A 26,877-nucleotide genomic window follows, 5' to 3' on the forward strand; every position below is an offset into this window, starting at 1 on the left:
CGGGACAGGGGGCGGTCCTGCCCCGGCGCGCATGGATGGGGAACCTTTCGGCATGAAAGGCATTGGGTGCGCAACCCTGTTCCCCGGCCGGAGTATCCGCCATGCCCCGCTTTTTCCCTTTTCTTCGCAGGGCGGTCGCCATCGCCGGCCTGTCTGTGGCATTTCTGGCGGGCATGGGTGCGGCGTGGGCGGAAAGCGGGCCGGTCATCCTGGCGCAGCATCCCGGCACCGAACTGGACCGGCAGGCGCGCAGGCTAGTGACGCAGGACCTGCATGACGCCGCGAACCAGCATGAACAGCCCGTCCTGCTGACCGGATCAGGCCAGCTATCGGACAACCCGCGCCGCATGGCGCTGTTTGTACAACTGCAATCCGCCAGCCTGTGCGGGTCGGCGGGGTGTTCCACCTCCGTGTACCTGCCTGATGGGCGCAAATGGACACTGGTGCTGGATTCCGTCAGCGGGCCGATCACCATTACCCCGCAGATGCATGGCGGCATGCATGACCTGCTGGTTGATGACATGGATCGCTGGATCTGGAATGGCGCGACCTATATCGATACGCAGGCGGCGGCCGGGCCATCCCCCGCGCCGGCAGGCCGGTAGCCACCGCTGCCTTATGGTGCGGATATTGCAGGCCGGACCGGCTGGATATGATGCTTCTTGGGAATGGATGGAGCGGGTGAAGGGAATCGAACCCTCGTATGCAGCTTGGGAAGCTGCCGTTCTACCATTGAACTACACCCGCATCTTCGCCCCTCTATACTGCACAAGCCCGACGGATGCAATCACCCCGCCATATGGGCGGCAGTTGACGTGCCCTGCCCTGATCCGCAATAAGCATTGATGTCTGGCGGGCGTGCCCGCCAGGCCCTCGTGATTTGATGCGGCCGGCTTGCGGCGAGGTAAAACATACGCGCTAAAGAGGCCTGATCCCGCCCGCAAGGGCGCGGGCATCATGGTTTCCACGGTCGTGAACCGCCCTTTGGGGAAATGGGCTGCCGGATCGGACCGGCGCAGGCCCCTGCCCGTCTTCACGCCCATCCCCGTTCACAGGAATTACCATCCGCCATGACTGACCAGCCTGATCCCAAATCTTTCCGCCCCGCCACCCGCCTGATCAACGCGGGCCTTGAACGTACCCCCTATGGCGAAACCAGCGAGGCGATGTTCCTGACCTCCGGCTTTGTCTATGACAGCGCGGAACAGGCCGAGGGTACGTTTACGGGCGATGTCTCGCATTACCAGTATTCACGCTTTGGCAACCCGACGACATCCAACCTTGAACGCCGCCTGTGCGACCTTGAGGGCGCGGAAGCCTGCGTGCTGACCGCCACGGGCATGGGCGCCGTCTCCTCCGCCCTGCTGGCGCAGGTGCGCGCGGGCGACCGGGTGGTGGCGTCGCGCGCGCTGTTCGGGTCATGCCACTGGATCGTGGCCGAGCTGCTGCCGCGCTACGGCGTGGAAACCATATTCGTTGATGGCGGCGACATGGCCGCGTGGAAGGACGCGCTGGGCAAGCCCACGCGCGCCGTGCTGCTGGAAAGCCCGTCCAACCCGATGCTGGATGTGCTGGACATCCGCATGATCTGCGACCTGGCGCACAAGGCCGGGGCGACGGTGGTGGTCGATAACGTGTTCGCCACCCCGCTGTACCAGAAACCGCTGGAACTGGGCGCTGACGTGGTGGTGTATTCATGCACCAAGCATATCGACGGGCAGGGCCGCGTGCTGGGGGGCGCGGTGCTGGGCAATGCCAAGTGGATTGACGAGGTGCTGCGCCCCTTCACCCGCAATACCGGCAACAGCCTTTCCCCCTTCAATGCATGGGTCATGCTGAAAAGCATCGAGACACTGGCCCTGCGCGTGAACGCCATGACGCAGAATGCGGCGAAGGTGGCGGATTTCCTGGCGGAAGCGCCCGGCATTGCCCGCGTCTTCTATCCCGGCCGCAAGGACCACCCGCAGTATGAACTGGCGAAAAAGCAGATGTCAGCCGGCTCCACGCTGGTGGCGTTCGAGGTCGAGGGCGGCAAGGAAGGGGCATTCGCCTTCATGAACGCGCTGCGCCTGATCTCGATTTCCAACAACCTGGGTGACGCGCGCTCGCTTGTCACGCATCCGGCCACGACCACGCACATGAAGCTCGCCCCCGAGGAACGCGCCCGCCTTGGCATTACCGACGGGGCGATCCGCTTTTCCGTCGGGCTGGAAGATGCCGACGACCTGATTGATGACCTCAAGCGCGGCATCGCGGCGCTGGGCAACCGGTAAGCAAGGAGCTTCCCTCCATGAGCAAGGACAGGCCTTTCCCTCCCCCCGGCGGGGAAGGAGCGGACTCCCCGCTGGGCGAGACACTGGACAACACCCCCTGTTTCGAGGCGACGACCGACAATGTGCGCGTGGTTGTCCAGACCTTCTGGCTGGATGACCAGTCGGAACCGGATGAACACCGTTATGTATGGGCATACCGGGTCCGTATCGAAAACCACGGCACGGACCCGATCCAGCTGCTACGCCGCAGCTGGCGCATCGTGGACGGGAAGGGGCGGATCGACCACGTGGAAGGCGACGGCGTGGTGGGGGAACAACCCCTTATCGACGCCGCCGCCAGTTTCGAATACATGTCCGGGGCCGCCCTTGAAACGCCAACCGGCTTCATGGGGGGCATGTACCACATGATCCGCCCCGCCAGCCGGCAGCATTTCGATGTCAGCATTCCCGTATTCAGCCTGGACAGCCCGCATCACCCCACTGTCCTTCACTGAATTTTCCCTCTGCGGCGTGTCCGTGCCGGATACGCCCATGCAACAAGAACCGACAGCATGACTTCCATCGATTCCCGCCCCTCCCGCACGGAAGCAGAGGAGGCCGTCCGCACCCTGCTGCGCTGGGCGGGTGAAGATCCCGACCGCGAGGGACTGCGTGACACGCCCCAGCGCGTCATCAAATCCTATGACGAATTCTTCTGCGGCTATGCCGAAGACCCGGTCGACCTGCTGCGCCGCACCTTTTCCGAAGTCGACGATTACGACGAGATGGTGCTGCTGCGCGATATCCGCGTGGAGAGCCATTGCGAACACCACATGGTGCCCATCATTGGCGTGGCCCACGTGGCCTACCTGCCGCGCAAGCGGGTGGTGGGGATTTCCAAGCTGGCCCGCGTGGTGGACGCCTATGCAAGGCGTTTCCAGATCCAGGAACGGCTGACGGCCCAGATCGCCAACACCATCAACGAGGAACTCCAGCCCTATGGCGTGGGCGTGGTGATCGAGGCGTCACACCAGTGCATGACCACGCGCGGCGTGCATCGCCCCGGTGTATCGATGGTCACCAGCCGCATGCTGGGCACCTTCCGCACCAATTCGGACACGCGGCGCGAATTCCTGTCCATCCTCAACCGCCCGGCCATGAACAGCAGCGGTATCTGATTGATAAGAAACAGACGTTTCTGGGTGCCGCCTTTTTTCAAAAAGGCGGCGTTCTTTTGAGGCTTCTTAAAAAAGCTTCACCAAAAACCTCTTTATTCAAGACTGACTTTCGCCCCCAGCACGGCGATGAACTGCGCCAGCCATGCCGGGTGGGCGGGCCATGCCGGGGCCGTGACCAGCCTGCCATCGGTCACGGCCGCATCCAGCGCGATATCGGCATAGATGCCATCCGCCAGTTCCACTTCCGGACGGCAGGCGGGATAGGCTGAAACCTTGCGCCCGGCAATGATACGGGCGGCGGCCAGAAGCTGGCCCGCGTGGCAGATCGCGGCAATGGGCCGGTCGGCGAAGGCGCGGACCAGTTCGATCACCCGCGGGTCCAGCCGCAGGTATTCCGGCGCGCGCCCACCGGGCAGGACAAGGCCGGCATAGTCGGCGTGACGGATGTCATCAAAGGTCGCGTTCAGCGCAAAGCGGTGGCCCGGCTTTTCGCTGTAGGTCTGCGCGCCCTCAAAATCATGGATGGCGGTCAGGACATGCTCGCCCTTCCTGCGGCCGGGGCAGACCGCATCAACCCGGTAGCCCAGCATGGTCAGGGCCTGATAGGGCACCATGACCTCATAATCCTCGACATAATCGCCAGCCAGCAGCAGAAGCCTTGGTGCGCTCATTATCCGTTTCCTTCCCGTTATCCGGTCAGTCGTGATGGCCGTCCGGGGACAGGTGTTCACGCAGCCGGGGCATGAGTTCGACAAAGTTGCAGGGCACATGGCGGCTGTCGAGCTGCCAGACCAGTATGTCGTCCCACCCGTCCTTCACCGCGCCCGATGACCCGGGCAGCGCGAACAGGTAGGTCCCGTTCGCGACCCCCGCCAGCGCGCGTGACTGGATCGTGGACGTGCCGATTTTCTGGTAGGACAGCATGCGGAACAGTTCACCGAATCCCTCGATCCGTTTTTCGATCACTTTATCGAAAGCTTCCGGCGTGACATCGCGGCCCGTCACCCCCGTGCCGCCGGTCGAGATGACGACATCCACCTGGCTGTCCGCGATCCATCCCGACAGGGTGGCGGCAAGGCGGCCGGCATCATCGGGCACGATGGCGCGCGCGGCCACCACATGGCCCGCGGCGGTGACGCGCGCGGCCAGTATATCGCCGGATCTGTCCGTTTCCGGCGTGCGGGTGTCGGATACCGTCAGCACCGCGATGCGGACGGGCAGGAAGGGTTTTTTCATATCAAGTCGCGACATGGGACCATGTTCACCATTCCCGCGCCATGCCGTCAACGGGCATCGCGGCAGGGGCATGCGCCGTCATTCCGACAGGGAAATAATGAGTAATATGTGAGAACAAACACAAAAATCTGATGTATTTGTGCATTGCACAAAAAAACATACATATGAATAATAACATTTTATATAAATCTATTGATATAACAAAAAAAAATCCTTTACCGTTATTTTACAAAACATTAGTTTTTACATAATTCCCCTGCCAAGGTTTATATTCGGCATGAAATATGCTATCGATACGCGGATGATCAGAACATTCTCCCGATTTTTTGCACCGCTGTCCCTGGTTCTTCTTGCGTTTTTTGCCCAGGGTGAAACCGCATCGGCACAGGCCATACCCGGCGAAGGACAGGGCGTGATCGGCTCACAGCCCAGCCTTAATGTCAATTCGCGACGTAATGTCCATGTGAACGATCCGGGATCGTTTTTCAGCGCGCCCTACGGAAACCAGCATTTTTTCGGGGACTGGGCCGGGATACAGCCGTTCCTGCTGAAACATGGCGTGCATATCGAGGCCGACGTGCATGAGGAACTGGCAGGCAACTTCCGCGGCGGCGCCCAGCAGGGCGTGACCGATGCGGGGCAGGTCGGCGTGGAAATCGATATCGACTGGCACAAGCTGGCCGGCGCGCCGAAGAATTTCTGGACACATACCATGATCGTGAACGGCCATGGCCGTAACGAGAGCACGGACAACATCCACGATTCCCTCGGCGGCGTGCAGCAGATCTACGGCGCGCGTGGCAACGTGGTCGCCCATCTGGTGTACATGTATGCCGAACAGTCGCTGTTCCATAACCGGCTGGATATCAGCGCGGGCTGGATTCCTGTGGGCAGCTTCTTCGCCGCGTCCCCACTGTTCTGTGACTTCATGAACGTGTCGATATGCGGCAACCCCGCGCCGGGCAAATACGTGCCGGGTGGCCGTGACTGGCCTTCGGGCAACCTAGGGGTGGTGGCCCGCGTCATGCCGACGGTCGATACCTACATCATGGCCAGCATGTTCGCGGTATCGCCGCATTCCTATAACGGTGGCATTTCGGGCTGGGCCTGGGCGCAGAGCGGCCTTGGCAAATTCTCCACCCCGGTGGAATTCGGCTGGCTGCCGGAATTCGGTCGTCATCATCTGGCCGGTCACTACAAGGCGGGCTACGGCTACGACAATTCGCAGTACAGCGACCTGTACCAGGACATCAACGGCAATTCCGCCGTGCTGACGCACCTGCCGTTCCGCAAGCAGTCGGGCGTCAGCACCGCATGGTTCCAGGCGGACCAGATGTTCATGCGCAACGGCGCAGGCCCGACCAACGGCCTGATTGCGCTGACGGGCATCATGTATACGTCGGGCAAGGTCTCGGCGATGAAGTACCACGCATGGGCCGGCATCGTGGAAACCGGCGCACGATGGGGCCGACCACTCGATACGGTGGGGGCGATGTTCCATTATTTCGAAATGAGCCGCGCATCCGTCCTGCAGCAGGAATCCTCGGTCCTGGCGGGCACGCCGTTCCTGACCAACCAGTGGGGCAAGGCATGGGGCATCCAGACGCATGAGGATGTGTACGAAGTGTTCTACAACATCCACACCGCGCGCGGCATGAGCTTCCAGCCGGACTTCCAGTACATCAACCGCCCCGGCGGCACCACGACCTATCATGACGCGGCGGTGATGGGGCTGCAGTTCAACTGCATCCTGTAACGCACCCTTCATCAACGGGGCTTCCCACGGTATGGGGGGCGGATCATGACCGATCCAGCCCTCCTTTACCGACAGGCCCGTGCGGCGCTGGTCGATTACCACCTGCCGCGTGCGCGGGCGACGCTGCTCTCCATTTCGGAAAATGTCATTTTCCGGATCGACGCGGGCGATGGGCGACGTTATGCGCTGCGCCTGCACCGACCCGGCTATCACAGCGCGCCCGAAATCCGCAGCGAACTGGCATGGCTTGACGCCCTGCACGCGGCGGGGCTGGAAGTTCCCCTCCCCATCCCCGCCGATGACGGCCTGACCCTGCGTAGCGTGCGGTGTGATGACGGGGTAACGCGCCATGCGGTCCTGTTTGCATGGATGGATGGCACCGAACCCACGCCGGACATTGATCCCGCGGCCTTTGACCGGCTGGGCCGCATTACCGCACGCCTGCATGGTCATAGCCGCCACTGGGTGCGCCCTGTGGGGTTCATCCGCAAGGCCTGGACACCCGACACCATGACCGGCCCCCGCGCCCTGTGGGGACGATGGGACAGGGCGCCGGGCATGACCGCACCCGCATGCGGCCTGATTGCGCGGTGCGTGCGGCAGGTTGATGCGCAACTGGCCGGTTATGGCACGCAATCCCACCGATTCGGGCTGATCCATGCCGACCTGCGGCTGGCCAACCTGCTGGTCAGCGGCACGCATACACGCCTGATCGATTTTGATGACTGCGGCATAAGCTGGTTCATGCAGGACCTTGCGGCGGCGCTGAGTTTCCATGAAGACCACCCGCATGCCCCGCGCTGGGTCGACCACTGGCTGCGCGGCTACAGCACGGCGGGCGCCATCACGCAGGCGGACCTGGACATCCTGCCCGCCCTTGTTATCCAGCGCCGCATCCAGCTTCTGGCATGGACCGGCACGCATCGCGATACACGGCAGGTCCACAGCCTTGGCCCCGACTGGTTCGACCGCACGCTGGGGTTATGCCATGCGTGGGCACGGGGGCAACTGCTGCGCGATATCGGCTGAAAGCGGGATAATTAGATATTTTTTTAATTCATCCATACGATAAAAGCGGCCACATTACTTTTTGGAAACTTTTGTAATGCGCGGGACAGAATGCCATCTGGTTGCATGAGATCAATTAAATGTGACTTACAGAATCGCATTTCCCACGTGGTATGTCTTTTATGCCTCATTCCTGACATGTATGGACGTTAGGTAATGTGTCGTTCGGTTAACAACCCGATTCACCGGAGCCCGTCCCGTCCTTGGCACATAACGGAAAAACAGCAATGACCCCTGCAGTTGACACGATCGCCTCGGCCCCGGCAGTTCCCCCCGTCGTCGCTGGCCTGTCCGTGGCACCCGATGAAGTCCCGACCCGGTCCCAGACCACGCGGATGATCTATTCCCGCCACCGTCGCGCCCTGCGCGATTACGCCCGCACGCTGGCGACCAACACCGACAATGCCTGACCTGCCTGCGCCATGGGGCCAGTTGACCGCATGGGCCGTAGACCGACCACGATAAAAGTCAAACTTTGACATTATTTTCCTGATCGCATCCTCAGGGCCGCCAGGGCGTGGCGGGTTGGTTCGGTCAGATCCATGGGCAATGCATCAGGCGCGTACCAGCACGGGCCTTCATGCTTGTCCGGTTCCATAAGCGCCGGCACGCCCTGCCATGACGTGACCAGATAGACGGGCGAAATCCAGTGATACCCGGCACCGGCATCCATCTGCTCCACAAGGCATAGCAGGTCGCGCGCCTGGATGGTGATGCCCAGTTCCTCCGCAATTTCACGTTCCGCCGCCTGGGCCGTGGTCTCATAGGGGTCTACCTTGCCACCGGGCAGGCCCCAGCATCCGGCCTCCGGCTGTTTCAGGCGTCGCAGCAGCAGGATACGGCCCCCTTCATCCACAATGGCTGCACCACATCCCACGCGCGGGCCGGTCATGGTTGTCATATTCCTACCTTTTCCCCTTCAGGTGACTGTTCCAAAAATCTGCCTATGAGATGTCCTTGAAATCATAAAGAAATTTTTGGTGAAGCTTTTTAAAAAAGGCAGTACCCAAAAACTTTTATCATTTTTTATGCAGTCTTTTGTCATTCGCAGGCCCTTAAAACGGCCGCTGAAAAACGCACCCCATACGACAAGGGGGCACCCGAAGGCACCCCCCATATGATCCCGTTACAGCAGTACGGCCGTTTGTGATCAGCGCGCGGCGGGCGGCCGGGCGTTGGCGGTTGCAACACGGCGGCCCCACGAAATCAGGTCGCTGGTGCAATCGTCGCGGTCGATCACGCATTCGATCAGGGTCGGGCCTTCCCTGTTCGCGACGGCGGCGGCAATGGCCTTTTCCATTTCAGCGCCGGTTGTCGCGCGGAAACCCTTGCCGTGGCCGTCTTCCGCGTTGAACACGCTCATGAGACCCGCATAATCCCAGTTCTTGATGTTGTTGTACGGGCCATCGTGAATCTCGACTTCGATGGTGTAGCCACGGTTATTGACCAGGAAAATGATCACGGGCAGCTTCAGACGCACCATCTGGGCCACTTCCTGCGCCGTAAGCTGGAACGACCCGTCGCCGATCATGGCGATGATCCGGCGTTCCGGCGCCCCCACGGCATAACCGAAGGTAGCGGGCACGGACCAGCCGATATGGCCCCACTGCATTTCCAGTTCCACGCGCGCGCCGCGCGGCAGCTTCATCTGCATGACGTTGAACCAGGAATCCCCGGTCTCGGCGATGACAGACGTATCGGACGTCAGCAGCCCCTGGATCTGGCGGGCCATTTCAGCGCGTACCAGCGGTGCCTTGGGGTCGGCGGCCACCACCGGCGCGTCGAGAGATTTGATGCGGCGGTATTCAACCAGCGTCGCATCCTTTTTCGGCTGGCCTTTCAGCCGCCCGATCAGGCCTTCGATCACGTCACGCAGGTGCACGCCGTCAAACGCCTTGCCTCCGGCCGCGATATGCCGCGTATCCATCAGCGCCACGTTGTCGCCCCTGGGCCACGCGGTCCAGCCAACGGTGGAATAATCGTTGAATACCGGGGTCAGGCACAGCACGCCATCCGCCCAGTCAAAGATCTGCTGCGCGCCGGGGCTGCTGACATCCCCCCAGTACGTCCCGGCATAGGCCGGGTGGTCTTCGGGGAAGAAGCTCTTGGCGGCGGCCATGGTGGTCACGACGCAGCCCAGCGCATCAGCCAGGCGGATGGCCGCGTCCTCGCAGCCTGCGGCACGCAGGCGGCTGCCCACCAGCATGACCGGCTTCTTGCGCGCGGCAATGAAGTCGGCCAGTTCATCAATCGCCAGTTTCAGCGTTTCCGGGTCGGACGGCGCATCCGTCAGGATCGCGCCCACCGGACCGGGGCGCGGGCATGGCTGGGATGAGATGTTGCACGCAATTTCGATATAGGCCGGCTTCTTTTCACGCAGTGCGGTGCGGATGGCATGGTCGATCAGCACCGGCGCATCCCCGGCCGAGGTGATCGAGACCGCGGCACAGGTCAGCCGCCTGGCGATTTCAAGCTGGTAGCCGTAATCCGGCGTGCCAATGGTATGGTGCAGGACATGCCCGCTGCCATGATCGTTGGAGTTGGGCGCACCCGAAATCAGGATGACCGGCAGGTTTTCGGCATACGCGCCGCCAATGGCGTTCAGCGCCGACAGCGCGCCCACGCTGAAGGTGACGACGGCGGCCGCCGCCCCGTTCGCGCGGGCATAGCCTTCCGCGCTGAAACCGCAGTTCAGTTCATTGCAGCAATAAACCTGTCGCAGGCCGTCAATTTCAAGAAGCTGGTCAAGCAGGACAAGATTGTAGTCGCCCGCAACCGCGAAATGATCCTTGAGCCCGATCTGCGCCAGGCGTTCACCAAGGTAATGGCCAACTGTATACGTCATTATTCAGACTTTCCTTCCCTTGTGTGGGGGCGCGGCAGGCCGCGCCCTTTCCCCATCATGGGGGAACCACATGGATGGCCCGCAACCGGGCCATCATGCCGAAAGGACAGCAAGGGCGGCCGCGTGCGCGGCCTGCTTCTCACCCTACACTTTCGGCAACCCAGTTCCGGCGCTTGGTGGCCTGACCAATGCCCGGATTGAAACAGTTGCATGGATCGAGCTGGCGGTAATGCGCCAGCACGTCATCGGGCGCCGCATACAGGTGCCCGAAATTATGTTCCGCCGGGTACCGCGCGCCACGTTTGTCCAGCAGCGGCAGCATGCGGTGTTCCAGCGCCATGCAGTCATAGCCTTTGTGGACCACATAATCCTGATGCATCACGTGGCACAGGAAATGGCCGTAGTACAGCTTGACGATGATCTCGTCATTGATGTCCTTGGGCAGCACCTCGAACCAGTCGCGGTCGTTGCGGCGCAGGGCCACGTCCAGCGCCACGATGTTCTCGGTCGTGTCGGTATGGACGTTGCGGTAGCGCACGGCGGCACCCGCCGCGGCAAAGCGGTGCAGGAACGCCTTCGATCCCTCATCGGGCGTACATTCGAAGAAATCGCCCTCATGCGTCGCGAAATGGCTTTTCAGGAAATCCCGCGCTTCCTGCGCGCCCGACGCGCTGACCTTGAGCATCAAGTGGTGCTCGAAGCGGTCACGGTAGTCACGCATGCGCGCGGGCAGGTGCTGGGGGAAGAAATGGCTCATGAACTGCATGAAGCGGTCGCTGAAATGCTTGGGCAGGAACCCGATCCTGTCCGCCAGGCGGTCAAACGCGTTCTTCATCGCAAACAGGGCCGGCAGGCGCTTCGTGCCGATCATGCGGATGATGACAAAGGTGTCCTTGCCGTATTTTTCGGCGATATTGAACGCATCACGATGCAGGTATTCGCCCGCGATCGGCAGTTCGGCAAAGGACGACAGGATGTGGCGGCGCACGTCTTCCAGCACATCGGTCTGGTTGGTGCCGATATAGAAGACGACGGGGTCCTTTTCCGCCTCGAACGTATCAAGGCGGACGGCGAACAGCCCCAGCTTGCCGGCACAGCCAGCCCCTTCGTGCAGGCGGCGCAGGTCGGCATTGTAGCGGGCCGGGGTGTCGGCGTTCACGTCACGCACATGGGTGGCGTAATCGTCATCATGCCCGCGACCTGCGTTCCAGTTGATGCTGGCTTCGGGGAAGTTGCCTTCTTCCGCGCGCTTCAGGATTTCCTCCGGGTCGCGGCCCAGCTCGATGCCAAGATGGTTGACCAGTTGCAGTTCGCCCTTGTCCGACACCTGCGCGAACAGCGCCATGTCGGTATAGGCCGGGCCACGGCGCACCAGCGCGCCACCGGAATTGTTGCTGACACCGCCAAACACCGACGCGCCGATGCACGACGAGCCGATGACCGAATGCGGTTCACGCCCGATGGGCCTGAGCATGTTTTCAAGCTGGTCCAGCGTGGCGCCGGGCAGGCACACGACCTGCTTTCCTCCACCAATCAGGTGGATCGCGCGCATGCGCATGCTGTGCACGATCACCACGTCGCGGTCATAGGTATCGCCATCGGGCGTGGAGCCGCCGGTCAGCCCGGTATTGGCCGCCTGCATGATCACGATCACACCCGCCTTCACGCAGGCCTGAAGCACACGCCACTGTTCCACCAGCGAACCGGGCATGACCACAGCCAGCGCGCGGCCCTCGCCAAAACGGAACCCGCGGCGGTACGGCAGGGTTGCCCCGTCCTCGGTCAGCACATGGTGGTGTCCCACGACCTGCTGGAGTTCCGTAACCAGTTGCGCGCCCGCAGTAGATGACATGTCCTGTGCCGCTTTCAGCATTTTATTCGTTCCTCAATCCCATTCCGGAACCTGCCGGCAGCCCATGGCCGGGCCATGCCGCATTTCCAAAATGGCGTTTCACAGTCTGGCATGTTCCGCATCGGACGACGTGCGCATAAAATGCCGATGTCACATGTCCAAACAGAACGGCCCGCCCGCCGGTCAGGGCGTGGCGGGCCGTTCGCATCACGCATGCGGCCGGTTTATGCGGCGGCCGATGTCTCACCCAGTGTCGCCAGCGGCTTCATCAGCAGGTGATTCTGGGAATAGTCAACCGGCACCGAAATCACGACCGGGCCTTCGATGTCCATGGCTTCGCGCATTGCGCTGGCGATCCCGTCGGCGGACCGCACCGAAATGCCGTGCGCCCCGCACGAACGCGCGAACATGGCGAAGTCGATCGGCCCGAATTCCACGCCCGAACCACGGCCGTACTTCTTCTTTTCCTGCATCTCGACCATGTTGTAGGCCTGATCGACCCAGACCATGTGGATCAGGTTGCACTTCAGCCGCACCGCCGTTTCCAGTTCCATGCACGACATCATGAAGCCGCCGTCACCGGAAATGGAGATCACCTTCTGCGCCGGGTTGACCAGGCTTGCGGCGATGCCCCAGGGCAGGCCGACGCCCATGGTCTGCTGGCCGTTGCTGATCAGCATCTGGCGCGCACGGAAGGACAGCAGGTAACGCGCCAGCCAGATGTGGAAGGTGCCCATGTCCAGGCACATCGTGACATCGGGGGTCACGAACGGCTCAAGCTCCCGCACGATCTGCAACGGATGCACCGCCGTGTTGGAGGTGCTGCGCGCGCCCGACAGCGCGGCCAGGCGGGTCGCGTGGTACTGCGACAGGATTTCCTCCAGCTGCGGCGCGCGCGGCAGCCTGCCCGCCTGTGCCGCAAGGGCGCGCACGGAGGCGGCAATGTCACCGACCAGTTCCACCGCCGGGTCGTAATGCGTGTCCAGTTCGGCGGGGACGACGTCGATATGGACGATCTTGCGGCCGTTATCGACATTCCACAGCCACGGGTCATATTCGATCGGGTTGTAGCCGATCGAGATCACCAGGTCCGCCTCATGCAGCAGCTGGTCGCCCGGCTGGTTGCGGAACAGGCCGACGCGACCGCCAAAACGGTCCGACAGGTCTTCCGACACCGCGCCCGCCGCCTGGTAGGTGCCGATGACCGGCACGCCCGTGGTCGCGACCAGCGCCCGCACGGCGTCGGCCACATCGGGACGGCTGGCCAGCAGGCCCAGCAGGATGACGGGACGCTGCGCCTTGCGCACCAGCGCCAGCGCCTCGCTCACCGCTTCGGCCGGGGCGGCCCCGGCGGCGGGCACCTTGCGGCCCGACAGCACCTTGCCTTCGGCCGGCATGGACAGGATATCCATGGGCGTGCTGACAAAGGCGGCACCCGGACGCCCGCTTTCGGCAAAGCGCAGGGCGTTGGAAATGCATTCCGACACGGCGGCGGGGGATGTGATTTCCGCGCTGTATTTCGTGATCGGCTGGAACAGGGCGACGGTATCCATGCTCTGGTGCGTAAGCTTCAGCCGGTCGGCCAGCTTCACCGCGCCGCCAATGGCCAGCACCGGGTCGCCTTCGGAATTGGCGGTTGCAAGGCCGGTCACGAAGTTGGACGCGCCGGGGCCGGAGGTTGCGATGGCAACGCCCGCCTTGCCGGTCAGGCGGCCGATGCCACCGGCGATGAAGGCGGCGTTCTGTTCGTGCCGGGTCACCACCGTCTCGATCGGGCTGTCCACCAGCGCGTCAAACAGGCGGTCCACCTTCGCACCCGGAATGCCGAATACGTGGGTCGTGCCATGTGCGACCAGGTTGCGCACGATCATGTCCGCCCCGCACTCGGGCGCGGCCGGTTTGTTCTTGTCAGTCATTATTTCAGGTATCCTGAACGGGTAGGCGCCGCAGCCAGGGCGCGGACGGTCAATTCAAGGAAGCGGGAGGGGAAAACCCCTCAGCCGCCTTCAGCCACGCGAATGGCTTCGTGAATGTTTTCGGGGGACAGGTTGGCGCGCGCGAACTGTTCCGTGCGGGGCAACTGGATTTCCACGTCGGAAATCACGCCCACTTCCAGCCTGCCCTTCAGCACGGCGTAATCGGTCACATGGCCACCGCGACGCCCGTCTTCCGTCAGGAAGTGCAGGTGGTAGCCCGCGACGTTCACGCCCTGCATGTAGCCCGGCGTGCGGAAGCCGAGCATGGTGCCGGTGGAAGCCCCCAACTGCATGGTCGGCTGGCGGGCCACCACTTCCAGCATGGGCGGATAGGGGCGGCACTGGCAGAACACGGTGCGGGTCTCGACCCGTTCGAACATGCCGGTAAAGCGCACGGCGGCGAACAGGTTGGGGTTGTTGACCAACTGGTCGACAATCGCCTCGAAGCCTTCCTTGTCCTGCGCCGTGTCGATCATGTATTCCTTCTCCGGGTTGAAGAAGGTGACGCAGGCGAACGGGGTCTTGAGGTCACCGGGCACGCGGCCCGCCTGGCCATCGGCGCGGAACTGGTGGATCACGCTGTCATTGACGATCATCTCGCCATCCAGCCCGTTGAACGTGCCCAGCCCGAAATTGCCGTGCATCAGCAGTTCATCAAGCGTGGTTTCCCCATCATAAACCGCATCAAGCAGGGCGGCCATGGTGGATGTCTGGTACAGGCGGTTCATGCGCGGGCGCACGCCGGCCGTATCCGCAGCGCTGGAACGGGTATCGACGTCGCCTACCGAGTAGCATTTCAGCTTCAAGACCTGAGTCTCCTGCATCGGGTGACAGTACGCCCATGGGCGCCGCACTTCCCGGTCATGTGTGATTGCCAGGGGATGGTGAAGCAGGCGGGTTCGTACGTCCAATATATATTCAAGGCTATTTCCATATATTAAAAATATGGATCATGCCCTGCCGGTTCCCGCCCGTGGGGACTGGCGTGCAGCGCCCGCGCTTGCCCACAGGGGCGCGCACCTGCCATTGTGAAAGCCGAAATCAGATCAGGAAGACTGTATTGATGAAACCATTCCACATGGCGCTTGCCGCATTGGCCCTGGGCGGCATTGTCGGGGGCAGTACGATTGCCCGCGCCGACGGCACGGACCCCAAGCCCCCCTATGGCCCGGGCGCCTATACCGGAAACTGGACGGCGCTTGGCCTCCAGCCCGTCACCATCAGCGCCAACAAGGCGCTTGGCCCGGCGGCAAGGCTGTACCTGCGCCTGCCGGACTCGCTGGGCAAGATTACCGGCCTGACCGGACGCGCCATTGAAATGAAGGTGCAGGACGACACGTCGCTACGGTCGGTGAATGACAACCCGCGCGCGGTGTTCCGCCTGACATCGCCCAACGCCGCCGACCTGCAGATGCAGGGCGAAAAGCCGGGCCAGAAGATGGACCTGCCGCTCAGCCGCGCGGATTAAGCAAAAGAAAACCCCCATGCCGGTCCGGGCATGGGGGTCATGCGGTCAGTCCTGCATGCTGGCAAGCAGGGCGCGCACCCGGCTGCGCAGTTCGTTTTCACGCGGGACGCTTATGGCCTCCCGCAGGCGGCGCATCTGGCGCCGGGCGGCGTAAAGCTGGTCGAGCAGGGACAGGACGACGGGCATCCCTTCCGCGTTGATGCCCATGTCATCGCGCAGTTCAAGGATCAGGCGGGCGCGGGCCTCGTCAATCTCGCGGAACAGGTAATGCCCGCGCACCCCTTCGGGGCGCAGCCAGTCGCTGTCGATCCAGCCCTGCACCTCGTCCGCCGGCACGTTGCCGATACGCACGCACAGGGTTTCGAGCGTAATCATGCCTTCTTGTCCTTTGCCTGCTCCTTCGCCCCATCCGCGTCCGTGCCTTTCAGGAAGGCTTCAAGGGCGGGGTCCACCTTGCCTATGGTCACGACCAGCCTGACGTACAGGTTGCCTGCTTCCTGCTTGCCATGCGCCTTGACCCCGCGACCGCGCAGGCGCAGCACGCTGCCGCTGTCGGAATGGGGCGGGACATTCATCTTGACCGATCCCGCAGGCGTGGGGATGGTGATGCTGCCACCCAGCACCGCCGTCTTCAGGTCCACCGGCAGCGACATGCGGATGTCATTGCCGTCCCGCGTATAGGTGCTGTCCGGGGCGACGGTGATGGTGATCAGCGCATCGCCGGGGGGACCGCCCTGCACGCCCGGGTCCCCCTTGCCACGCAGGCGCATGACCTGGCCGTCGGTAATGCCGGCGGGGATCTTCACATCCAGTTGCGCGCCGCCGGGCAGGGTGATGCGCGACGTGCCGCCGTTGACGGAATCGAGGAAGCTTACGGTCAGCGCGTACTGCCGGTCGCCCCCCGGCTGCGGCCCCTGTGGCCTGCGGCGGAACCCCCCGCCAAAGCCGGCCCCGCCGCCCTGACCGAACATGGTGCCGAAAATATCGCCCAGGTCATCTTCCGAAAACTGGCCGCCGCCGTAGTTGAAGCCCTGCGCCCCTTCGGCATGGTTGCGGTAGCCGCCACGCCCGCCACCGAAACCCTGTTCCTGCCCGGCGGCGTCGATCTCGCCCCGGTCGAAGCGGGCGCGCTGTTCCTCGTCCGACAGCAGGGCATTGGCCGCGCCCACGGCCTTGAAGTTCTCCTCCGCCACCTTGTCGCCGGGGTTGAGGTCGGGATGATATTTCTTGGCCAGCTTGCGATAGGCCTTGCGGATATCATCCTGGCTTGCCGTGCGGGCGACGCCGAGTACTTCGTATGGATCCTTGCTCACTTAAAAATCATCCCTCCGTCGGAAGCTGCCAGCCCGGCCTGCGCCACGCCCGTTATCGTCCCGAACATCATGAATCCGGCCTTGCGGCCCCTCTTGTCCCGATAATGGGAATTGGGGGGGGCCGGGTCAATGAAAGCGGGGGGAAATGTTTGTTTCCTGCATGGCAGGCAGAAGAAAATAACAAAACAGCGACTTCGAAATAACATTTTTTGTATTTTTAATTAAATCAAAAATGAAGTATTTGCCGACAACAATAGCAATATAAAAAAGACCCCCTGCAGATGCATGCCGTTTTCATCACCCTTGCATTACTGACCGTCACCGGGATCAGCAGCCTGATTTCACGCGTGGGGCGCATCCCCGTACCCCTGCCGCTGATCCAGATCGGGGTGGGGGCGATCGCCGCGCTGGCGGGGCTGAATATCGGCTTCGACCCCGACATGTTCCTGCTGCTGTTCATCCCGCCGCTGCTCTATGCCGATGCCTACCGCATGCCGATGCGCGAATTTGGCGAATTGCGGAACATCATCATCATGATGGCGCTGGGGCTGGTGGTCTTTACCACGCTGGTCTGCGGTTACTTCATCCACTGGCTGATCCCGCCCATCCTGCTGCCCGCGGCCTTCGCGCTGGCCGCCGTCATGTCCCCCACCGACGCGGTATCGGTCGGCAGCATGATCGAAGGGGGCCGCGCGCCCGCGCGCGTGGTGCATATCCTGCATGGGGAGGCGCTGCTGAACGACGCATCGGGGCTAGTGTGCTTCAAATTCGCGGTGGCGGCGGCCATGACCGGGCTGTTTTCCTTCCAGCAGGCGCTGGGCAGCTTCATCTTCATGTCCACCGGCGGGGTGGTGATCGGCATTGCCTGCGCATGGGCCGCCTGCCGGGCGGAACACATGCTGCTGGTGCGCGGGTATGACGACCCGCCCACCCATATCACGCTGGCCATGATGCTGCCGTTCGGCATCTACCTGACCGCCGACGCGCTGCAGTGTTCGGGCATCCTGGCCGCCGTGGCGGGGGGCATGACCGTCAAGTTCACCGGCGTAATGAACGAGGCCCGGACCGAGACGCGCCTGAAGGCCACCACGGTGTGGGACATGGTGAACTTCACCTTCAATGCCGTGATCTTCCTGCTGCTGGGGCTTCAGTTGCCCGACCTGGTGAACGGCGGCGCTGCGATCGCACGCGCGGGCGGTGTCTCGCCATGGTTCCTGATCCTGGCCATCGGGGGGATCCAGCTCATGATGAGCCTGATCCGCTTCGCGTGGATCTGGATCTCCATTTCCGCACGACGGCTTTTCGCCCATTTCCGCCACCGCAAGACCGTCGTCCCGTCCATCCGCACCGTGCTGCTGATGACGGTGGCGGGCACGCGCGGGGCCATTACGCTTGCGGCCGTGCTGTCGCTGCCGGTGGCGTCCCTGTCCGGGCCAGGCTTTCCGGGGCGCGACCTGCTGGTGACGCTGGCGGCGGGCGTCATCATCTGCTCGCTCCTGCTGGCCAGCCTCGCCATCCCGCCCCTGCTGCATGGCATGAGCACGGATGAGGAAGACCCCACCCTGCATGAACTGGACATGATGCGCATCGAACTCGCGCAGACCGCGATCGAGACCCTGCATGCCGAACAGGCGGCGCTGGCGCAGCAGGAACTCGAGGACCTGCCTGGCCACGAGGAATCGCTGGACCTGAAACAGGAAGCCATCGGCCGCCTGCTGCATGAATATCAGGACACCGTGCACCGGCTGGACAATTCCCGTGCCGCGGAAGCCAGCATCCGCGCCACCGCCATACGGGAAAAACGCGCCGAACTGGCGCTGCGATTCCGTATCATCCGGCACATGCGCGAACGCCTGCACATGCGCGTGGTCCAGAAGCACATCAATGACGAAACCGAATGGACCATCAACCAGGAACTGGATTTCATTGAACAGGAACTGCAGATCGAGGCACGCTCCCTGCCGCGTCCCGACAGCCTGCACCACGCGGACCATGGAACCGCAATACAGCCCACCGGCGAACGCATGGCCGGGGCAATGCCCCACTGACACGGACAGCCCGCATCCCTATACCCACGACAGCACCGCGCATGACCATTTCAGGAGAAGCCCGCCATGCCCCCCCTCCGCATCCTGTTTGCGGGACTATGCCTTGCCACGATCCTGACACCCGGCGCCCAGGCCCGTTCGCACCATTTCAGCATGCCGCAGCGCCATATCCATGCGAATTCGCCCTATGGCCAGATCAGGGGCTACGTCGCCGTCAGGGACGAGCATGACCCCCTCTACATCGCGGCCGAGCAGAAATGCCAGACGAAAGCCTCGATGGGTGTCATTTCACAAGGGGCCACAGGCAACGCCACCGCCAAGGCTGGCGGCAATCATGTCCATTTTTACGCGGAATGCATGGTGTCCGAAGGCGCATGGCGCACCCGTTATGCCACGACTACGGGCGACCGGTTCGACGACTGACCGACCCGGCAACACGATGACGTACCGGGCCTGACCGGATGCAGGGACATTTTCACCCATACGGCGCTGCCCCCTTCCACCGGGGCCGCCCACCCCGTATGGAATGGGCACGCCGCCTGTAATGGAGTGCCGATTTTGCGCAAGATAGTCCCCCTCCTTTCCCTGGCCTGCCTTGCCGCCTGTGCCCATGGGCCGGGCAACCATGCCCGGCGGGCGACCACGCCGGTCGCGCAATACGCCACCGGGGCGGGGCCGCTGGCGGTCAACACCCATGTGCCTGATTTCGCCACCCGCAATTATGAACCCTTTACCCGGCAGGACGTGGTGGCCATTGCCCTGCGCGAATGGCGGCTGTTTGGCGAACCCGTCAGTGATGACGACCCCCTGCTGCGCCCCGAACCCACAACCCCGGTGGTCAAGCCCGAACGCACGCCCGGCCTGTGGCAGCGCGTGGGCGAATACTGGTGGATTGGCCAGGCCCCGCAGGAAACCGAGATCGCATGGGATGGCAAGCACGACGCGGACGGCCACATAACCGATTTCGTGCATGATGGCCGCTTCGCATGGTCTGCGGCATTCATTTCCTATGTCATGCGGGTGGCGGGGGCGAATGACCGCTTTGCCTATTCCCCCAACCACGCCACCTACATCAACGCCGCCGCAAGCGGGCAGGAAAAGGGCGTGAAAGCACGCAACCCCGCCCGTTATGCGCCAAGGCTGGGTGACCTGATCTGCGTGGGGCGCGGGGCCAGCAAGTCGGTGCGCTTTCGTGACCTGCCCACGAAACAGGGCTTTCCCGCCCATTGCGGCATCGTGGTGGCAGGCCCGCATGATGATGCGCCTTTCGGTCACGAAATCAGCATCATCGGCGGCAACATAGACGACGCGGTCGCCCTGACCCATGTGCCGGTGGGACGCGACGGGCGGCTGGCCGACCGCAGTGGCAGAAGCCTTGACCCGCGCTATCCCTGGTGCGTCGTGCTGCAGGTCCGCTACGATGCCGATAGCGAACCGCAGGCCGACCAGTAGCCGCCATGCCCGGCCGGTTCACACCCGCCGGGCCGGGTCAGGCCGTAACGGCCACGTCCGTCAGCCGCGTGACCACGGCAGTTCGGATGCCTGCCAGCCGGCAAGGCGGCCACGGTTGCCGGTTGCATCCTCCGGCCCCTCGAACCCGTCGGCCACGTTATGCACATTGTGATAGCCCGCATCATACGCCGCGTGGGCGGCCGCCATGCTGCGCGCGCCGGAACGGCAGATGAAATAGACCTCGTCCGTCCTGCCGATCCCCGCTTTCTCCAGCGTAGCGATGAAGTCCGGGTTGACCTGCCCCGCGGGCGGCAGTTGCCAACTGTCACGCACCAGCACCTTGCCCGCGCCCGACAGGTCGGGCACGCCGATATGCTCCCATTCCATGGGGGTGCGCACATCGACAAGCCAGGCGTTGGGGCGGCCACGCACGGCCTCCCACGTGGCGGCGGGGGAAATATCGTCAATCATCGCTGTTTCCTTTCATCGGGAAAACCTGTTTAGGGATATGCCAAGCCACGCGCATTCCTGATAGTAAGGAATGCAACACGCCCGGCATGGCCGCCATGTCTGGCCGCCGTACCGCATGATATGATCCAGACCAGTGAAGGTGCTGCCTTATGGCCGAAAGTGCAAATCCCGCCTCCTCCCTCTCACCGGACATGCCGGCTGCCATCGGCAATACGCCCCTGATCCGCCTGCGACGGGCATCGGAGGCAACGGGCTGCGACATCTACGGCAAGGCGGAATTCATGAACCCCGGCGGCTCGGTCAAGGACCGCGCGGCCCTTGCCATCATCAACGACGCCGAACGCCGGGGCACGCTGAAGCCCGGCGGCACGATCGTGGAAGGGACGGCGGGCAATACCGGCATCGGGCTGACGCTGGTGGCCAATGCGCGCGGCTACCGCTCGGTCATCGTGATGCCCGAAACGCAGAGCCGGGAGAAAATCGACTTCCTGAGCATGATCGGCGCCGACCTGCGCCTGGTCCCGGCCAAGCCGTTCCGTGACCCGGGCAACTACGTCCATGTCTCGCGCCGCCTGGCGGAGGAAACCGGCGGCGTCTGGGCCAACCAGTTCGACAACACCGCCAACCGTGAAGGCCACCGCCACACCACGGCCCCCGAAATCTGGGACCAGACGGGCGGGAAGATCGATGCCTTCACCTGTTCGTGCGGGACGGGGGGCACGCTGGCCGGTGTCACGCTGGGGCTGGAGGACTGCGCGAAAAAGGCCGGTGTCGCCCGCCCGCGCGTCGTGCTGGCCGACCCGGAGGGGTCGGGCCTGTACGGCTGGGTCAAGTCGGGCGACCTGTCGGTCAGCGGGTCGTCCGTGACCGAAGGCATCGGGCAGTCGCGGGTGACGGGCAACCTGGAGGGCGTGCACTTCGATGACGCGGTGCGGATTCCCGACCCGGAGGCGCTGGAACAGATCTATGACCTGCTGATCCATGAAGGGCTGTCGGTCGGCGGGTCGGCGGGCATCAACATCGCCGCCGCCATCCGTGTGGCCCGCGCCATGGGGCCGGGGCACCGCATCGTCACCATCCTGTGTGACGGGGGGGCGCGTTACCAGTCCAAGCTGTTCAACCCCGAGTTCCTGCGCGCCAAGGACCTGCCGGTTCCAAGCTGGCTGGCCTGAGGGCCTGCACCTGATGGGGCGGAAATTGCTACGGATTGAAACATCTGATGTTTCCGCCCTTTTTGTGATGTAGGATCGTGACATGAGCCCCCTGCCGCATATCCTGATCATTGATGATGACCGCGAGATCCGTGACCTGCTGGCACGCTTCCTCGAACGCAACGAACTGCGCGTCACCACCGCGCGCGATGGCCACGAGGCGCGCCGCCGCTGGGCGGAAGGGCATTACCAGCTGGTGATCCTCGATCTCATGCTGCCCGGCGAAAGCGGGCTGGACATCTCGCGCTGGCTGCGCACGCAGGCGAACGTGCCCATCGTCATGCTGACCGCCATGGGCGATGATACCGACCGGATCATCGGCCTGGAACTGGGCGCCGATGATTACGTGCCCAAGCCCTTCAACCCGCGTGAACTGCTGGCCCGCATCCGCGCCGTGCTGCGCCGCGCATCCGACACCCCCGACCCCCGCAGCGTGCCGGTGCTGCATACGCTGCACTTTGCCGGGTGGGAACTGGATACCGGGCGGCGGCGGCTGCTCAACCCCGAAGGGGTGGAAGTGCCGTTGACGGGCGGGGAATACGACCTGCTGCTGGCCCTGCTGGAACGGGCCAACCGCGTCATGACCCGTGACATGCTGTTTGACCTGCTGCGCGGCAGGCAGGCCGGCCCGTTCGACCGGGCGATCGACGTGGCCATAAGCCGCCTGCGCCGCAAGCTGGAAGATAACGGGCGCAACGCGCAGCTTATCAAGACCGTCCGCGGGGGTGGGTATGTCCTTGCAGCGGAAGTCGAGCGTCACTGAACCGCCCGCAATGCCCAATTCCCCCCGGCAGTCCTTCCTGTCCGCCCCTGTTCCCGATGAAAATGCCACACCTGGTTGGGGGCAGAGGCTGCGCAGGCGGCTGCTGCCACAGTCACTGGCGGCACGGACCACCCTGCTGCTGATTGGCGGGCTGGGGGTCATCCAGATCACCGGCCTGACCATCCACGCGATGGACCGGTTCGATTTTGACCAGCGCATGATCTACGAACGCGCGCGCAGCAAGATGTTCAGCTATTACCGCGCGATCGTGGAAACCGCCCCATCTGACCGTGACAGGGAGCTGGCCGCCCTGCCCCTGCCCGAAAACGTGCACATTACCCTGACCCCCGGCCCCGAGCCGGACATGATCGACGCCCGCGCGGTGCCCCCGCACCCGCAGGGCCATCCCGGCGAATGGGGCGGCCACAAGGACGACATGGGGCCTGTTCCCTTTTTCAGTCCGCACTGGCCCGGCGGCTCGCCCGACCACAGGGGGGCGGATTCCTTTGGCCCCGACCACCACAGGGAAGCCGGCGGCCCGGACGGGCATGGCGGCCCCCACGGCTTCGGGCCGGAAAACGACGGGGGCATGGGACCCCTGCCGCCCTCGATGCGACCCGAGCAGGTCCTGGTGTCCCCCACATCGGGGCGCAGGCGGGCCGTGGCCTTCCTGCTGCCTGACGAGCGGCGCTGGGTCACCATCCATTACGTCCTGCCCCGTCCCAGCCCGTTCCGTTCGCCCACCTTTCCCATCGCCTTCCTGCTCATGACATTCACCGGCGGGCTGCTGATCCTGTGGGGCGTGCGCCGGCTGATCGCGCCGGTCAGCACGCTGGCCGCCGCCGCCGAGGAACTGGGCCGCAACATGAACGCGCCCCCCATGCCCGAAAACGGCCCGCGCGAAGTGGCTCGCGCGGCCCATGCCTTCAACACCATGGCCCACCGCATCCGCCGCTACCTGACGGACCGCACGCTCATGCTGACCGCGATCGGCCATGACCTGCGCACGCCCATCACCCGGCTGAAGCTGCGCGCCGAATTCATTGAAGACAATGAAATGCGCGCCAAGATGCTCAGTGACCTTGATGAACTTGAAGCCATGGTCGCCGCCACCCTGGCCTTTGGCCGCGACGCCTCGCAACGGGAACCGATGGGGCAGGTCAACCTGACCGCCATGCTCCAGACCATCGCGGATGAAGCCGCCGAAACCCATGTCGATCTCGCGGACCACATCACGTTCATATCGGACAACATGCCCGATGTGCTGGTGCGCGCGCGGCCCATGGCGCTCAAGCGCGCGCTGAACAACCTGGTGACCAATGCGGTCAAATACGGCGACGGGGCAAGGATAACCCTGCTTCATCCCATCAAGGGGAACGGGGAGGACGCGGACGAATACAAGGTCACCATCCTGATCGAGGATGAAGGCCCCGGCCTGCCGACCGAAGACCTGGAGCGCATGTTCGACCCCTTTGTCCGCGCCGAGCAGAGCCGCAACCGCGAAACCGGCGGCACGGGACTCGGGCTGTCGATTTCGCGCAATATCATATGGGGGCTGGGGGGTGACATCCGTCTGGGCAACCGGCAGCCGCACGGATTGCGTGTGACAGTCACGCTTGTCTGCTAAGGTCCGATTCCCGTACGGACAATTCAGGATATAACGCTCAATGCCGGACAGAACACACCGCTATCAGGTCTCGCTGCTATGGACCGGAAACGGCGGAAATGACGGGGCTTCCCGGCAGGCCCATCATCGTGATTACGAACTGCACTGCACGGGGCGACCGGTCATAGATGGCTCCGCCTCCCCCGCCTTCCGTGGGGACGCCCAGAAATGGAACCCCGAAAAACTGCTGCTGGGCGCCCTGTGCGCCGACCACCAGCTATGGTTCATCCACCTGTGCACCGCCATGGGAATCGGCATCCTTTCCTATGCCGACCATGCCGAGGCCATGCTGGATGAATACGCGGACGGTTCCTTTTCCATTACGCAGGTCATCCTGCGCCCCCATTCCGCCCTGTCCACCCCCCATGAAATACAGCCCGTGATCGACCTGCACCAGGATGCCGCCATGCGCAGCTGCATCGCGCGTTCGGTCAGTTTCCCGGTATTGTGCGAACCCCGCGTCACCAGCGCGCAATAAGTTCTTGCCGCGGGACAGGTGGAATGGCATTGCCCGATAATGCTTGAACGCCTGTATGCCCGCATCATCGCCCTGGCCGCCAGCCGGCATGCCGTCATGTGGCTGGCTGTCATCGCCTTTGCCGAGGCCAGCGTCTTTCCGCTGCCGCCCGACATCATGCTGGTGCCCATGGTGCTGGCCTGCCGGGCGCGCGCCTTCCGCCTTGCCGCCATCTGCACCGCCGCCAGCGTATGCGGGGCCATGCTGGGGTGGGTCATCGGGTCGTTCCTGCTGGAATACCTCGCGATGCCCATCGTGCGATTCTATCATGCGCAGAACACATTGCTGACCCTGCAGGCGCGTTTCCGCGAATGGGGGGTATGGATCATCCTGATCAAGGGGCTGACGCCCATCCCGTTCAAATTCGTCACCATCGCCAGCGGGGCGGCCCATCTTTCCCTTGCCCCCTTCCTGCTGGCCTGCGCGGTGACGCGCGGGGCGCGGTTCTTCCTGCTTGCAGCCCTGCTGCGCCGGTTTGGCGCGCCGATCCAGGCCTTCATCGAACGCCGCCTGCCACTGGTGGCAGGGATTTTCGCGCTGGCGCTGGTGGGGGGGATCGTGGCGCTGAAATACATATGACGCGCGACCGGCCGCCTGTCCTGCCCGCATGGCGGTGTTCGGGCCTGACGGGGCGTGATATGACGGATTTATCGTGATTTTCATCCCCGCGCCGCCAGCACCAGCCGCGCGGGCCTATAGTCCAACGGGTGGGGAGCATATTCATGCCGCAGCAGGTTGCCGTCATTACCGGAGCGGGCGCAGGTATCGGCCGCGCCACAGCACGCACGCTGGGCCGCGCGGGGTGCGATGTCGCCCTGCTGGGCCGCAACCGCGACCGGTTGAACGATGCGGCGGCCGAACTGCGTGAACTCAATGTGCGCACCCATGTCGTCTGCGTCGATGTGGCCGACGCGAAGGCCGTCGAGCAGGCCGCCGAGGACATCGAGGACGCGCTGGGCGCCATCACCCTGTGGATCAACTGCGCCGGCGCCAGCGTGACCGGGCAGGTCGCGGCCCTTGATGCCGATGAGATCCGGCGCGCGACCGAAGTGACCTACCTTGGCACCGTCAACGGCACACGGTCCGCACTGGCGCGCATGCGCCGGCGCGGGCATGGCACGATCGTCAACCTAGACCGCCTGGCCAGCCTGCGCCCGCCACCGCTGCAGGCCGTGGAAAACGGGGCACGGGCCGCCGTGCGCGCCTTTTCCGAAAGCATCCGCCCCGAAATCCTGCATGACGGGGACCGCATCCACATCGCGCTGGTCCACCTGCCCTCCATCAACACGCCGCGCTTTTCATGGACGCGCAACCATACCGGCAAGCGCCTGAAGCCGATGGGGCCGGTATACGAACCCGAAATCGCCGCCGAGGCGATCTGCCGCGCCGCCTTCAGCCGTGAACGCGATATCTGGGTCGGCCTGTCCGGCGTGCGCAACTGGGCGCTGGCCACCTTCCTGCCCGGCCTGTCCGACCGCTGGCTGTCGGGCAAGGGGTATGCGAAGCAGATGGAAAAGACGCCGGTCGCGGGCAACGAACCCGATGACCTGTATGAAACCGTCCCCGGGGCCTATGCCGCCCATGGCCGATTCGACATGATTACCCGCAAAAGCATGCCCCTGCTGCTGACCAGCCGCCATGCGCAACTGGCCACCGTGACGGGACTTATGGGTATCGTGCTGCTGGCGCTGCGCCGCCGGCGGGGCTAGAGCACGCTGCGAATAGCTTGAATCGCAGGATTTCCAAAGGGCATGTGATGTGATTCAAGATGAAGACTGGCGGAGGAGGCCAGACTTCATGCCCAG

At 63.7% G+C, this 26,877-nt stretch carries 27 protein-coding genes, 1 tRNA gene and 1 riboswitch; of the genes, 17 read left to right on the plus strand and 11 right to left on the minus strand.

All coding sequences use genetic code 11. The features are described 5' to 3' along the window. The first annotated feature begins 101 nt into the window (after window positions 1-101). Entirely contained in the window at window positions 102-605 is a 504-nt protein-coding gene (locus CFR76_RS11515; protein WP_244191903.1) for a hypothetical protein, read from the plus strand. 68 nt (window positions 606-673) lie between these two features. Here CFR76_RS11515 and CFR76_RS11520 read toward each other — a convergent pair. Continuing rightward, window positions 674-747 (minus strand) — tRNA-Gly (locus CFR76_RS11520). 115 nt (window positions 748-862) lie between these two features. After that, window positions 863-943, plus strand: a riboswitch (SAM riboswitch). 127 nt (window positions 944-1,070) lie between these two features. Here CFR76_RS11520 and metZ point away from each other — a divergent pair. The 3 genes from metZ (at window position 1,071) to folE (ending at window position 3,430) form a co-directional block, all read left to right on the plus strand. Beyond that, window positions 1,071-2,273 (plus strand): O-succinylhomoserine sulfhydrylase, encoded by a 1,203-nt coding sequence (gene metZ / locus CFR76_RS11525; RefSeq protein WP_110557187.1) that lies wholly within the window; start codon window positions 1,071-1,073, stop codon window positions 2,271-2,273. An 83-nt stretch (window positions 2,274-2,356) separates the two neighbouring features. Beyond that, window positions 2,357-2,767 carry a Co2+/Mg2+ efflux protein ApaG gene (gene apaG / locus CFR76_RS11530; protein ID WP_110557188.1) on the plus strand — a complete coding sequence of 137 codons (411 nt, stop codon included), beginning with the start codon at window positions 2,357-2,359 and terminating at the stop codon, window positions 2,765-2,767. A gap of 57 nt (window positions 2,768-2,824) precedes the next feature. Next, the gene (gene folE, locus CFR76_RS11535) at window positions 2,825-3,430 is read left to right on the plus strand and encodes a GTP cyclohydrolase I FolE (RefSeq protein ID WP_025439424.1); all 606 of its coding nucleotides are present in this window, start codon (window positions 2,825-2,827) and stop codon (window positions 3,428-3,430) included. A 92-nt stretch (window positions 3,431-3,522) separates the two neighbouring features. Here folE and CFR76_RS11540 read toward each other — a convergent pair whose 3' ends face one another. Further along, a complete protein-coding gene (locus tag CFR76_RS11540; protein WP_110557162.1) occupies window positions 3,523-4,101 on the minus strand; it encodes a DJ-1/PfpI family protein in 579 nt (192 codons plus the stop codon). A 25-nt stretch (window positions 4,102-4,126) separates the two neighbouring features. Then, window positions 4,127-4,681, minus strand: coding sequence for a molybdenum cofactor biosynthesis protein B (moaB, locus tag CFR76_RS11545; protein WP_110557163.1), 555 nt, complete (start codon window positions 4,679-4,681; stop codon window positions 4,127-4,129). Window positions 4,682-4,943: 262 nt separating this feature from the next. On the opposite strand from moaB, the gene CFR76_RS11550 reads away from it, so the two are divergent. The 3 genes from CFR76_RS11550 (at window position 4,944) to CFR76_RS11560 (ending at window position 7,900) form a co-directional block, all read left to right on the plus strand. Next, window positions 4,944-6,422: a carbohydrate porin gene (locus CFR76_RS11550; RefSeq protein ID WP_110557164.1), complete on the plus strand. Its 1,479-nt coding sequence runs from the start codon at window positions 4,944-4,946 to the stop codon at window positions 6,420-6,422. A 45-nt stretch (window positions 6,423-6,467) separates the two neighbouring features. Continuing rightward, complete coding sequence (locus CFR76_RS11555; RefSeq protein ID WP_110557165.1) at window positions 6,468-7,451, plus strand: phosphotransferase enzyme family protein; 984 nt, start codon at window positions 6,468-6,470, stop codon at window positions 7,449-7,451. Window positions 7,452-7,717: 266 nt separating this feature from the next. Continuing rightward, entirely contained in the window at window positions 7,718-7,900 is a 183-nt protein-coding gene (locus CFR76_RS11560; RefSeq protein ID WP_110557166.1) for a hypothetical protein, read from the plus strand. 71 nt (window positions 7,901-7,971) lie between these two features. Here CFR76_RS11560 and CFR76_RS11565 read toward each other — a convergent pair whose 3' ends face one another. The 5 genes from CFR76_RS11565 to budA form a co-directional block, all read right to left on the minus strand. After that, entirely contained in the window at window positions 7,972-8,391 is a 420-nt protein-coding gene (locus tag CFR76_RS11565) for an NUDIX hydrolase (protein ID WP_110557167.1), read from the minus strand. A 249-nt stretch (window positions 8,392-8,640) separates the two neighbouring features. Next, on the minus strand, window positions 8,641-10,335 hold the full coding sequence (locus CFR76_RS11570) for an alpha-keto acid decarboxylase family protein (protein ID WP_110557168.1): 1,695 nt from the start codon (window positions 10,333-10,335) through the stop codon (window positions 8,641-8,643). A 139-nt stretch (window positions 10,336-10,474) separates the two neighbouring features. Continuing rightward, window positions 10,475-12,208: a D-lactate dehydrogenase gene (gene dld, locus CFR76_RS11575; RefSeq protein WP_110557169.1), complete on the minus strand. Its 1,734-nt coding sequence runs from the start codon at window positions 12,206-12,208 to the stop codon at window positions 10,475-10,477. Window positions 12,209-12,411: 203 nt separating this feature from the next. Beyond that, window positions 12,412-14,103: an acetolactate synthase AlsS gene (gene alsS, locus CFR76_RS11580; RefSeq protein ID WP_025439433.1), complete on the minus strand. Its 1,692-nt coding sequence runs from the start codon at window positions 14,101-14,103 to the stop codon at window positions 12,412-12,414. Between the two features lie 80 nt (window positions 14,104-14,183). Further along, the gene (budA, locus tag CFR76_RS11585; RefSeq protein WP_025439434.1) at window positions 14,184-14,987 is read right to left on the minus strand and encodes an acetolactate decarboxylase; all 804 of its coding nucleotides are present in this window, start codon (window positions 14,985-14,987) and stop codon (window positions 14,184-14,186) included. A gap of 239 nt (window positions 14,988-15,226) precedes the next feature. Here budA and CFR76_RS11590 point away from each other — a divergent pair, with 239 nt between their 5' ends. Further along, entirely contained in the window at window positions 15,227-15,631 is a 405-nt protein-coding gene (locus CFR76_RS11590; RefSeq protein ID WP_025439435.1) for a hypothetical protein, read from the plus strand. A 45-nt stretch (window positions 15,632-15,676) separates the two neighbouring features. Here the strand turns inward: CFR76_RS11590 and CFR76_RS11595 are convergent, their stop codons facing one another. Together CFR76_RS11595 and CFR76_RS11600 are read right to left on the minus strand one after the other, a co-directional pair. Then, on the minus strand, window positions 15,677-16,006 hold the full coding sequence (locus CFR76_RS11595; RefSeq protein ID WP_025439436.1) for a chaperone modulator CbpM: 330 nt from the start codon (window positions 16,004-16,006) through the stop codon (window positions 15,677-15,679). Continuing rightward, window positions 16,003-16,944 carry a DnaJ C-terminal domain-containing protein gene (locus CFR76_RS11600; protein ID WP_110557170.1) on the minus strand — a complete coding sequence of 314 codons (942 nt, stop codon included), beginning with the start codon at window positions 16,942-16,944 and terminating at the stop codon, window positions 16,003-16,005. The genes CFR76_RS11595 and CFR76_RS11600 overlap by 4 nt, the downstream gene beginning before the upstream one ends. 281 nt (window positions 16,945-17,225) lie before the next feature. Here CFR76_RS11600 and CFR76_RS11605 point away from each other — a divergent pair, with 281 nt between their 5' ends. The 3 genes from CFR76_RS11605 to CFR76_RS11615 all read left to right on the plus strand — a co-directional run bounded on the left by CFR76_RS11605 (window position 17,226) and on the right by CFR76_RS11615 (window position 20,444). Further along, window positions 17,226-18,992, plus strand: coding sequence for a Na+/H+ antiporter (locus tag CFR76_RS11605; RefSeq protein ID WP_110557171.1), 1,767 nt, complete (start codon window positions 17,226-17,228; stop codon window positions 18,990-18,992). Window positions 18,993-19,058: 66 nt separating this feature from the next. Then, the gene (locus CFR76_RS11610; RefSeq protein ID WP_110557172.1) at window positions 19,059-19,415 is read left to right on the plus strand and encodes a hypothetical protein; all 357 of its coding nucleotides are present in this window, start codon (window positions 19,059-19,061) and stop codon (window positions 19,413-19,415) included. Between the two features lie 135 nt (window positions 19,416-19,550). Beyond that, entirely contained in the window at window positions 19,551-20,444 is an 894-nt protein-coding gene (locus tag CFR76_RS11615; protein ID WP_110557173.1) for a DUF2272 domain-containing protein, read from the plus strand. 60 nt (window positions 20,445-20,504) lie between these two features. On the opposite strand, the gene CFR76_RS11620 is transcribed toward CFR76_RS11615, so the two are convergent. Beyond that, complete coding sequence (locus CFR76_RS11620) at window positions 20,505-20,915, minus strand: rhodanese-like domain-containing protein (protein ID WP_110557174.1); 411 nt, start codon at window positions 20,913-20,915, stop codon at window positions 20,505-20,507. 149 nt (window positions 20,916-21,064) lie between these two features. On the opposite strand from CFR76_RS11620, the gene CFR76_RS11625 reads away from it, so the two are divergent. The 6 genes from CFR76_RS11625 to CFR76_RS11650 all read left to right on the plus strand — a co-directional run bounded on the left by CFR76_RS11625 (window position 21,065) and on the right by CFR76_RS11650 (window position 26,781). Beyond that, complete coding sequence (locus CFR76_RS11625) at window positions 21,065-22,087, plus strand: cysteine synthase A (protein ID WP_110557175.1); 1,023 nt, start codon at window positions 21,065-21,067, stop codon at window positions 22,085-22,087. A gap of 82 nt (window positions 22,088-22,169) precedes the next feature. Continuing rightward, window positions 22,170-22,889 (plus strand): response regulator, encoded by a 720-nt coding sequence (locus CFR76_RS11630; RefSeq protein ID WP_110557176.1) that lies wholly within the window; start codon window positions 22,170-22,172, stop codon window positions 22,887-22,889. 10 nt (window positions 22,890-22,899) lie between these two features. Next, complete coding sequence (locus tag CFR76_RS11635; RefSeq protein ID WP_110557177.1) at window positions 22,900-24,516, plus strand: ATP-binding protein; 1,617 nt, start codon at window positions 22,900-22,902, stop codon at window positions 24,514-24,516. Between the two features lie 40 nt (window positions 24,517-24,556). Continuing rightward, window positions 24,557-25,033, plus strand: coding sequence for an OsmC family protein (locus CFR76_RS11640; protein ID WP_110557178.1), 477 nt, complete (start codon window positions 24,557-24,559; stop codon window positions 25,031-25,033). A 39-nt stretch (window positions 25,034-25,072) separates the two neighbouring features. Continuing rightward, entirely contained in the window at window positions 25,073-25,651 is a 579-nt protein-coding gene (locus CFR76_RS11645; protein WP_110557179.1) for a YqaA family protein, read from the plus strand. Between the two features lie 143 nt (window positions 25,652-25,794). Continuing rightward, window positions 25,795-26,781 (plus strand): SDR family oxidoreductase, encoded by a 987-nt coding sequence (locus CFR76_RS11650; protein ID WP_110557180.1) that lies wholly within the window; start codon window positions 25,795-25,797, stop codon window positions 26,779-26,781. Window positions 26,782-26,877 lie beyond the last annotated feature (96 nt).

It is taken from the genome of Komagataeibacter swingsii (genome assembly GCF_003207895.1).
Lineage (GTDB): Bacteria > Pseudomonadota > Alphaproteobacteria > Acetobacterales > Acetobacteraceae > Komagataeibacter > Komagataeibacter swingsii.

Bases quoted from the DNA above. Each gene is read 5' to 3' on its own strand.
- CFR76_RS11640 (WP_110557178.1), top strand. From the start codon at position 24,557: ATGCCGGACAGAACACACCGCTATCAGGTCTCGCTGCTATGGACCGGA.
- CFR76_RS11650 (WP_110557180.1), top strand. From the start codon at position 25,795: ATGCCGCAGCAGGTTGCCGTCATTACCGGAGCGGGCGCAGGTATCGGC.
- dld (WP_110557169.1), bottom strand. From the start codon at position 12,208: ATGCTGAAAGCGGCACAGGACATGTCATCTACTGCGGGCGCGCAACTG.
- CFR76_RS11590 (WP_025439435.1), top strand. From the start codon at position 15,227: ATGAAACCATTCCACATGGCGCTTGCCGCATTGGCCCTGGGCGGCATT.
- CFR76_RS11555 (WP_110557165.1), top strand. From the start codon at position 6,468: ATGACCGATCCAGCCCTCCTTTACCGACAGGCCCGTGCGGCGCTGGTC.
- CFR76_RS11635 (WP_110557177.1), top strand. From the start codon at position 22,900: ATGCCCAATTCCCCCCGGCAGTCCTTCCTGTCCGCCCCTGTTCCCGAT.
- CFR76_RS11570 (WP_110557168.1), bottom strand. From the start codon at position 10,335: ATGACGTATACAGTTGGCCATTACCTTGGTGAACGCCTGGCGCAGATC.
- CFR76_RS11560 (WP_110557166.1), top strand. From the start codon at position 7,718: ATGACCCCTGCAGTTGACACGATCGCCTCGGCCCCGGCAGTTCCCCCC.
- CFR76_RS11605 (WP_110557171.1), top strand. From the start codon at position 17,226: ATGCATGCCGTTTTCATCACCCTTGCATTACTGACCGTCACCGGGATC.
- budA (WP_025439434.1), bottom strand. From the start codon at position 14,987: ATGCAGGAGACTCAGGTCTTGAAGCTGAAATGCTACTCGGTAGGCGAC.
- CFR76_RS11515 (WP_244191903.1), top strand. From the start codon at position 102: ATGCCCCGCTTTTTCCCTTTTCTTCGCAGGGCGGTCGCCATCGCCGGC.
- CFR76_RS11610 (WP_110557172.1), top strand. From the start codon at position 19,059: ATGCCCCCCCTCCGCATCCTGTTTGCGGGACTATGCCTTGCCACGATC.
- CFR76_RS11595 (WP_025439436.1), bottom strand. From the start codon at position 16,006: ATGATTACGCTCGAAACCCTGTGCGTGCGTATCGGCAACGTGCCGGCG.
- alsS (WP_025439433.1), bottom strand. From the start codon at position 14,103: ATGACTGACAAGAACAAACCGGCCGCGCCCGAGTGCGGGGCGGACATG.
- moaB (WP_110557163.1), bottom strand. From the start codon at position 4,681: ATGTCGCGACTTGATATGAAAAAACCCTTCCTGCCCGTCCGCATCGCG.
- CFR76_RS11630 (WP_110557176.1), top strand. From the start codon at position 22,170: ATGAGCCCCCTGCCGCATATCCTGATCATTGATGATGACCGCGAGATC.
- CFR76_RS11620 (WP_110557174.1), bottom strand. From the start codon at position 20,915: ATGATTGACGATATTTCCCCCGCCGCCACGTGGGAGGCCGTGCGTGGC.
- metZ (WP_110557187.1), top strand. From the start codon at position 1,071: ATGACTGACCAGCCTGATCCCAAATCTTTCCGCCCCGCCACCCGCCTG.
- CFR76_RS11550 (WP_110557164.1), top strand. From the start codon at position 4,944: ATGAAATATGCTATCGATACGCGGATGATCAGAACATTCTCCCGATTT.
- folE (WP_025439424.1), top strand. From the start codon at position 2,825: ATGACTTCCATCGATTCCCGCCCCTCCCGCACGGAAGCAGAGGAGGCC.
- CFR76_RS11645 (WP_110557179.1), top strand. From the start codon at position 25,073: ATGCTTGAACGCCTGTATGCCCGCATCATCGCCCTGGCCGCCAGCCGG.
- CFR76_RS11625 (WP_110557175.1), top strand. From the start codon at position 21,065: ATGGCCGAAAGTGCAAATCCCGCCTCCTCCCTCTCACCGGACATGCCG.
- CFR76_RS11565 (WP_110557167.1), bottom strand. From the start codon at position 8,391: ATGACAACCATGACCGGCCCGCGCGTGGGATGTGGTGCAGCCATTGTG.
- CFR76_RS11540 (WP_110557162.1), bottom strand. From the start codon at position 4,101: ATGAGCGCACCAAGGCTTCTGCTGCTGGCTGGCGATTATGTCGAGGAT.